Source organism: Paenibacillus sp. 102 (assembly GCF_039549175.1).
GTDB lineage: Bacteria > Bacillota > Bacilli > Bacillales > Bacillaceae_G > Bacillus_A.
The window spans coordinates 1-7,834 of sequence record NZ_JBCGHT010000046.1 but is presented as its reverse complement, the minus strand read 5'-3'; the positions used below and the strand labels follow the sequence as shown (position 1 = coordinate 7,834).

7 protein-coding genes and 1 pseudogene are annotated in these 7,834 nt (G+C 34.7%); 1 reads left to right on the top strand and 7 read right to left on the bottom strand.

The window, feature by feature from the left end; translation table 11 throughout:
• Positions 1-676: 676 nt before the first annotated feature.
• From AAIE21_RS29035 to AAIE21_RS29015, 5 genes and pseudogenes are all read right to left on the bottom strand, one after another.
• The gene (locus tag AAIE21_RS29035) at positions 677-1,318 is read right to left on the bottom strand and encodes a MarR family transcriptional regulator (protein ID WP_343269850.1); all 642 of its coding nucleotides are present in this window, start codon (positions 1,316-1,318) and stop codon (positions 677-679) included.
• A 241-nt stretch (positions 1,319-1,559) separates the two neighbouring features.
• Positions 1,560-1,964 (bottom strand): annotated as a pseudogene (locus AAIE21_RS29030) (plasmid recombination protein); the annotation flags it as partial.
• A gap of 544 nt (positions 1,965-2,508) precedes the next feature.
• Positions 2,509-2,688: a hypothetical protein gene (locus AAIE21_RS29025; protein WP_343269849.1), complete on the bottom strand. Its 180-nt coding sequence runs from the start codon at positions 2,686-2,688 to the stop codon at positions 2,509-2,511.
• A gap of 39 nt (positions 2,689-2,727) precedes the next feature.
• Complete coding sequence (gene dcm, locus AAIE21_RS29020) at positions 2,728-4,137, bottom strand: DNA (cytosine-5-)-methyltransferase (protein ID WP_343269848.1); 1,410 nt, start codon at positions 4,135-4,137, stop codon at positions 2,728-2,730.
• The gene (locus AAIE21_RS29015; RefSeq protein WP_087950681.1) at positions 4,130-4,348 is read right to left on the bottom strand and encodes a helix-turn-helix domain-containing protein; all 219 of its coding nucleotides are present in this window, start codon (positions 4,346-4,348) and stop codon (positions 4,130-4,132) included. The genes dcm and AAIE21_RS29015 overlap by 8 nt, the downstream gene beginning before the upstream one ends.
• Before the next feature lie 131 nt (positions 4,349-4,479).
• On the opposite strand from AAIE21_RS29015, the gene AAIE21_RS29010 reads away from it, so the two are divergent.
• The gene (locus tag AAIE21_RS29010; protein ID WP_343269847.1) at positions 4,480-5,952 is read left to right on the top strand and encodes a MutH/Sau3AI family endonuclease; all 1,473 of its coding nucleotides are present in this window, start codon (positions 4,480-4,482) and stop codon (positions 5,950-5,952) included.
• 159 nt (positions 5,953-6,111) lie between these two features.
• On the opposite strand, the gene AAIE21_RS29005 is transcribed toward AAIE21_RS29010, so the two are convergent.
• Positions 6,112-6,720 (bottom strand): MerR family transcriptional regulator, encoded by a 609-nt coding sequence (locus AAIE21_RS29005; RefSeq protein ID WP_343269846.1) that lies wholly within the window; start codon positions 6,718-6,720, stop codon positions 6,112-6,114.
• Between the two features lie 496 nt (positions 6,721-7,216).
• On the bottom strand, positions 7,217-7,834 hold a 618-nt coding region (locus AAIE21_RS29000; RefSeq protein WP_343269845.1), incomplete at its 5' end, for a hypothetical protein.

The following is a 7,834-nucleotide window of genomic DNA, read 5'->3' as shown; positions in this document are numbered from 1 at the left end:
AGGAGTAGGACAAGAAACAGCACGAGGTCTACCAATTTTTCTATTAAGTGGATACAAAAAATTCACCTCACTTATCTATACTATTATATTTAATGTAAAAAGAATGATTTCGTTTCTTATACTTGTCCCATTTATAGAATATCTTAGATAGTTTATTTACTTTTGATCTTAAATTTGCTTTTTGGCTAGAATGCTGGCTCGTCGTGTGGGGGGCGAAACCCCACGTATTAAACGTATTGATATACAGTATAAGAACTATTTTTAAGCGATTGATCTAAGCGGTTCGGCTCGTATACTTGCTAGTCCAAGTCGAGAACGATTGCTTTGCTTTTTGTCTGTCGGCTTGGCGAGAAAAGCACACGAGCCGAAAAAAGTTTTGCAAGGACAGAATCAAAAAGAAAAGGCGGTAGCCTTTAGGTGAGGATGAACGAACCGACTTTTTGATTCTGAGGGTGGAGATTTTTGAGTGTTTTTCTCAAAAATACGACCCGTTCCTTGCGGAACTTTTAGCTATATATATAAGAGTGAGAAGAGCAAAGTGAAGAAAGTCAGTAATAGCAAGGGTTTAAAAGGTTTGAGGTGTTAAAAAAAATTAACACCTGTGTTAAAAAAAATTAACACCTATTTTTTGTAAAGAACAAACAAAAAAAAAAGTGCAATAGCTAATTGCACTTTTTTAAAATAAATATATAGGCAACTTATGTTTTTTCTTACTTCCTTCAAGTTGAATATCTCGTAATGCTCTTGCAAAAATTTGCTGTGTGGCCCTATCAACATCATCCTTTGGTGCATTACATAAAACATTTGGATTAACAAACCAAGTACGAGATGAACAAGTTCGTCCATCTTCAGTTGTTACTCCTGTTTCTGCAACTCCTAAAACTCCTTTAGCAAGTAAATCATTCATCATTTTAGAAATAGATGTTCTTGTTTTCCCTATTTTTTTTGCCAAATAACTTGGAGAAGCAGCATTTGGTTTGACTTCATCATCATTTTTTTCAACAATAACATTAGATTTAAATTCTAGAAATCTCGAAATATCAAATAAAAATGCCTTTTCTGGTTGAGTTAAATACCCAATTTCACACAAATAATCAATGTTCTCTGTAATCATTTGCACGAACTTCACCCCATCAGTTCGTTTTTTCTTTTTACCAATAAAATAATCTTCACCAGTTGTACTATGTAAAACTTGTAATAATAATTGTTGTTGTTCAGCAGACAAACCAAGTTGAGCTTGTCCAATTAAATCTTCTACCTTATTTTCTCTAACTTTAGCCTTTTTTTCTGCATCTTCAAAATTAACAACTTTACTCATATTTCTCCTCCTATTTTTCATAGGAAACTAGAAACCTAGTAAAAACATATATACTATGTAATTCAATTACATCAATTATTGTTTTATATATATTTGTTATGTTAAAATGTACATAGAATATTGAGTTTAGTAGGTTTCCTTGGTCGGTTCCTACTGTTTCCTAATTAATAATTTTTAAAGAACCTTGTTGGAGCAAGGTTCTTTTTCATTTTACCACAAATTTCTACATAAAACTTTAAACATCATCATGTAAAACCATGTTATAAACAGCTAGATTCGGATTTCTCTCTTGAAACACCTCAGTATACCGTTTTAACGCTTCCTTTTTCGCTCCCCTATACTTTGGGTCATCTTTGCCCTCTTCAACCGCTACAACCAATTCTCGTTGCTCATGTGACTTTATATCTTTTTTTATCTTGTCATAGTAATTCTTAATTTTGCTGTCATTCCGTTTTTGTTTCTCATTGTATTTATCTACCGCTTCTTGAAAGACATCCTCGTATACAACTCGAATGTCCTTTTTTACAAAGTAGATATTCTCGTCTAACTTGAATGGATCGATGCCAGGATTCCCATAAATGTTTTCTCTATTATTATGGCTTAATGAACTTTGATGAGATTGATTAAATGAGATAGAACCCAACATAAAGTGCCACCACTTCCCCTAGATTAATTGATACAATAAGTCTAGCAAGACGACGAAATTGTGTCAATTAACGTAACCCTATACGTATTTTGACGCTTCCGCATCAAAATCTATAGGGGTCTGCGACGCTTTTCGGCTTCGCCGAGCCATGCCTAGCATGACCAAAAGACCTCGGACTTTGTCCGAACCTACAAGGGGAAATCTTCCCCTTGACCCCATCAATCGAACTCCCCAACCCCTCAATCCTTGAGGGGCTTCCTCGCCGGTTGGCATCCCCAAAACGGTTCGTTTTGAGGAACTGCCAAGAGGATGAAAAATCAGCTGCACGTGTCAATTCCTTAATGCTCCTTTCATGCATCAGCACAAACCGCTGAACCATTCCAGTCCGCTTACCATTGACTCTTACCAATAGTTTTAGCTATAATTTCCATCACTTTTTCTAATATTTCTTTTAGTCTGTCAAAAATCTACAACTTTTGTCATAGAATAATTCTTTCAAAAAAAAAAAACGCCTCGCTGACCAAAGCTAGAGCGTTTTTTAAAATTATTTATTAATCTTTTCTTTCCATTCCACTAAATCTAATATTATTTCCCCAAAATCTTTATTAAATGGGTACCCTTCTGCAAGTTTATCTGAATGTGTTAATTCAATCTTTTCCCATTCATCACTTAATTTAATCCATGCAGAAATTGCTTCATCTAACGCTTTATTAAACTTATCCATTTTAAACCCTCACCAACCTTATTATAAAAAAATATCAAACTAACCCCTATTTATTGAGACAAGAGTTTCTGACTCCTTAACAATTGTCGCCATTTCTTGACCTATACGTTCAACTATACCAGTTACCAAAGCATTTCCCATAAAAAACATACGCATGCGGTCAGAAACTTCTGCTTTGCCGTTTGCAGTCATTTTATATTTCGTCCAATTTGGTGGGAAATCTTGGAGTAACTCAGCTTCCATTGGTGTAATTAAACGGTAGTTGTCATCTTCTTTCAAAAAGTGCGTTGAACGGTTCACTGAACCTTCGCTCGTCAACATCGTGCGTGCTGGCATATTCAAGCTGTCGTATGGGGACATTCCACCTTCTGAATAAATCCATTTGTGACCGTCCGCAGTTGTGCGTTCAATCTTCTTTGGTCCACGTAAATAGTGAAATTTTTCAAGTTTTGCTTCATCACGAATAATGTAGTTATCGATGTATTCAGCGTAAGCTTTTTCACCTTCTGCTTTGTCTGCGTATTCAGCAACAAATTCGTCTTTTGCTTGAGAAACTACGTCACCTAGCGTCATTGGCTTTTCTTCCATAGTTGGCTCAGTATCAATTGTGAAATATTGACCATAACGCATAATACCTGTATTCCAAATTGCACCGGTGAAATTGTCTGATACATCTAGAATGTAATTTTCTTCATCATCTGAACGAAACTCAGATAATTTTTGCATCCACTGACGAGACTTATACGGCTTTTGAACGATTGGAAATTGGCGTGCAAACAAACCATCTTGGAAAATATAATCATCATACATTGTATCGTCACAAATCTGCCCTGGAACACCATATTTTTCATCAATGCGTTTCGCCCAGTCTGTATCGTTTCGATATACAAAGAAAAATACACGACGACGACGTTGAGCACGTCCATAATCAGCTGCATTAATTACACGCCATTCAACCGAATAACCAAGTTGATCGAACGCTGCAAGCATAATAGCAAAGTCACGACCGCGTTGATTTGACGGAGATTTCAATAAACGGTCTACATTTTCCAAAACTAAATATTCAGGACGAATGTGGTTCGTTGCACGAATAATTTCCCAGAACAGGACACCTTTCTTCCCTTGAATACCCATTTCATGTTTCTTTGAACGAGCTACTGAATAATCCTGACAGGGGAAACCTCCGACAATCATATTCACACCATTTTCCTTCATTTCATCGAAGTAGCTGTTTGGCACTTCCATAATGTCTTGATTGCTGTGATTCATTTCTGGGAAACGATAAACACCAACTTCAAACGCGTCCTGCGCTTTACGGCTTGGCTCAAATTGATTTGAATAAGTTGTCTTATAAAATTCTTCCCCAAATTTTTTATTGGCGTTATCTAGTCCGACGATAAATCCACCAACACCGTCAAACATTGAAAATATATTAAATTGATTAGACATACATTTTTTCCTCGACTTTCTCAAACATTTCGTTGTAATCAGTTATATCCAAACAATCCATAACCTTCTCTAATGAATCTAAGTTGACTGAAGTTCGAATACCTCGAACCATATCGCTCACCGTGCTTTCGCGAAGTCCACTTAATTCAGCTAATTCTTTTTGTTTCATATCACGTTCTCTGAGAATATCACTAAGACGTAGCTTGATCAAGTTTTTTCAACTCACTTTCTAAATACGGAATCTCGTATTATCGAATTATAACTTAACAAGCAGAAAAGATCAAGTAAAAGTATAATTTAAGAGAACAAACTTTTAAAAATTTCTTAAAAGGGGTTGAAGATATGGCTGACCATATTTTTACGCGTGAAGAACTAGATAATATTCTTCGCCCTGTTGTTGGAAAAACACTTGGCGAAGTTGATATAAATCATGTATTCAACAAAACCAAAACCAATCCGAAAATCACAGGAATTGCAGGCGACGTAGTTGAGCAATCCATTCTCGGTTATCCACCCGATACAAAACAAAAAGCAGATTTGCTTGTAGACGGAATTGATACCGAATTAAAAACGACCGGATTGAAACGTACAAAGCGTGGTAAACACGCACTCGAAGCTAAAGAACCAATGAGTATAACTGCTGTTTCGCCCAAAAAGATTGTTAATGAACAATTTTTCCACTCAACCTTTTGGAATAAAATTGAGCATTCACTATTGGTTTATTATCTATATGACTCAGATAAAACAGTTCCTGCTTCTGAGTATGCTAACTTCACAATTCAAGGCTATCAATTTCATACCTTTAGTGAAACTGACGTAAAAATCTTGAAGAATGACTGGACTATAGTTCGCGATTTTATCAAAAAACTTCAAGAAACCTTGGAAAATCCAGAAACTGAATATCCAAAAATTTCGAAGCTACGCGACAAAATGATGTACATAGACACTGCACCAAAATGGCCTAACCCTCCACGGTTCCGTTTAAAACGTTCTGTGGTTAATACAATAGTACAAGGATACTTAGGAGAGAAATTTGAACCTCTCCAACCATCTAATAAATTTTCAAGCTATACAGAACTCGACAGGAAACTTCATGACTTTACAACTGAATTTAAAGGACAAACAGTTGAATATATCGCAAATACACTCAACATTCCTTTGAAACGAAACACACAGGGTAAAGTTAATAAAGCAATCACTGAACAAATTATTACTCATATGTTTGGGTCAAGTCGTGAAAAACTCCGAAAGATTGATACTTTTGCAAAACTTGGTATGATACCTAAAACAATGATACAAACCATGACAGGCGGACGCACCGAAGATATGAAATTCGATACTATCAACTTTGATGAATGGACTAATCAAGAAATTAATTTTGAAGAATCATATATCTATGATTTCTTCTCAAACCAATCTATGTTGTTCATTATCTTCAAGGAAACTGATAAAAATACACCACTTGAACAAACCGTCTTCGAAGGCTTCAAGCGCATTCAGTACGATGACGATTTCTTATATAACAAAGTCAAACCCGTATGGAATAGAGTACGTGAATTAGTTTGGAATAACGAACTGAAAGTATCTATTATGAAAGACAAAAACGGAAATACTCGTATTACACCTAAAACAGGTTTACCCATGGAGGAAACTAATTTCCCTAAGTCAAAAGACTCTGATATTTTCTTACGTGGTACTGGAAACAACGCAACCACCAAAACTCTTGTATTAAATGGTCAACGTATGTATCAACAACAAGTTTGGCTGAAGGGATCTACCTTAGTAAATATACTTAAAGACATTCCATATCTCTAAAGATAAAACAGAGGAAATCTCTGTTTTACATGCTTATTTTTAAACTATATACCTTTAAAAAAATAAAAAACGGTAAATAAATACTTATTTACATAACTCTACTTATCGGTAATAAACAAAAAAGACTCACTCCATATAACAAAGAGTGAGTCTTTTTGTTTATTTATTAAATAAACGATTCCACAAAGATTTTTTTTGTTTTGTAATTGCAAGCTGTTGAATACTTCGTATATTTTCCATCAATATTTTATCTCTTTCATTTGCTCGATTTTCTTGTCGAGTAAGTTGATGTTCCATACGTTCTAAAATTTCTCTATCACTTTTTCGTTCCTTCTCCATCTCTTCAATTTTTTCTAATAGGTGTCTATTAAGTTTGTCTTGTTCTTTTATATAATCTATTAAACTTTGTATAGATTCATTTGTCACAGGAGCTAGAGAACGGCTAGAAGAGTGGGTTTCACTTTTAAATTCTTGTTGTATTTCTTCGAGAGCGTCCCCCGTTCTTAATGAAGAGCGGTTTCCTTCACGCTTAGATATAATAACTTTCGCTGCTTGTTCTAAGTTGAATTTTTGCTCTTGTACTAAACTTTTAAACAGTATAAGTGTATCTTGATCATAGTGAGTATAATAGCGAGTACCATCATCATTTTTCTCCCAATAATAGCCGTTCTTTTCTAGCGCGGCAGCCCACTTTCTTAAAGTACTTACCCCGATATTTAATCGTTCACTCATTTCTTTGTTTAACAAGACATATTCATGTTCCTTCAAGCTATCACCTCACTCTTTAGAATATCATAAATTTTCTTGTAAGTGCTCGTTCACCCGCTCTTCAATAATTATTCAAGAATTTAAGGGAATTCCCTTTGATTTTAAAATTGATTAGGGTAGAACATAATAAATCAACTACCTTTTTTATACAAGATTTTATACAGATTTTTGTACTAATACAGAAGATTCATAAACCGGAAAAACCTTAATGTATCTACAATGTATAAATTTATGCATATCATGATGAATAAAGAAAAAGCGAAATCCTAGTTATATCAATGGATTTCGCTTTTTTCTTGCTACCGATAATTGTGTGTTATGTTAACTATACATAAATATAATATACATACATTGATCTAACAAAAAAACAAATAAGACATACATATAAAAAAATGCATGTCTTACATTAAAAATGTCACAACCAAAAAGGATTATTCCATATCCTTCTTTATTGTAATAAACTCGTTTATTACAATAATCTAAAAATCACGATTTTTTAAGAACAAAAAGTAGTAGTAATATTTAGTGTCCATCCCAGAATAGAACCTTCAAATATAAAAAAGTCATCAAATACGAAAAGGTTCCATACACCATTTGGATCTATTCCATTAAAAACGCTTAAAGTTGATCCATATGGAGGTGGTGGCGCTGGAGAAGGAAAAAAATCTACGGGTATAGGCTCAATACCACCGGAATAATTAGTTGGTTGAAATGTACCAGAAACGATTTGAGTTTCGTCAGGAAGTAAAGATTGCGCAAAGTCGTTAAAGGTTAATATAACGTTATTAACAGTAAACCCATTTCCCGCATCTGACATAAGCATAACATTTTGCCCTTGTGGTCCTACAAGCAAGATATCGACATCATCAGGAAATGTATGAGTCAAGCCAATTATTGTCACTGTAACTTGAGTAACCCCACCAGATAAACCTGTAACATTAATACTAGATGGATAAGGTGTTGCTATACCTGAGTCTGGTATAACAATTGGAGACAAATTACTAAATGTCGCTGTGGAAACGATGCAAGGAGTAGATATAGGACCAGGAGTAGGACAAGAAACAGCACGAGGTCTACCAATTTTTCTATTAAGTGGATACAAAAAATTCACCTC

Coding starts and splice junctions, on each gene's coding strand:
- AAIE21_RS29010 (WP_343269847.1), top strand. CDS start 4,480: ATGGCTGACCATATTTTTACGCGTGAAGAACTAGATAATATTCTTCGC.
- dcm (WP_343269848.1), bottom strand. CDS start 4,137: ATGTCTAATCAATTTAATATATTTTCAATGTTTGACGGTGTTGGTGGA.
- AAIE21_RS29025 (WP_343269849.1), bottom strand. CDS start 2,688: ATGGATAAGTTTAATAAAGCGTTAGATGAAGCAATTTCTGCATGGATT.
- AAIE21_RS29035 (WP_343269850.1), bottom strand. CDS start 1,318: ATGAGTAAAGTTGTTAATTTTGAAGATGCAGAAAAAAAGGCTAAAGTT.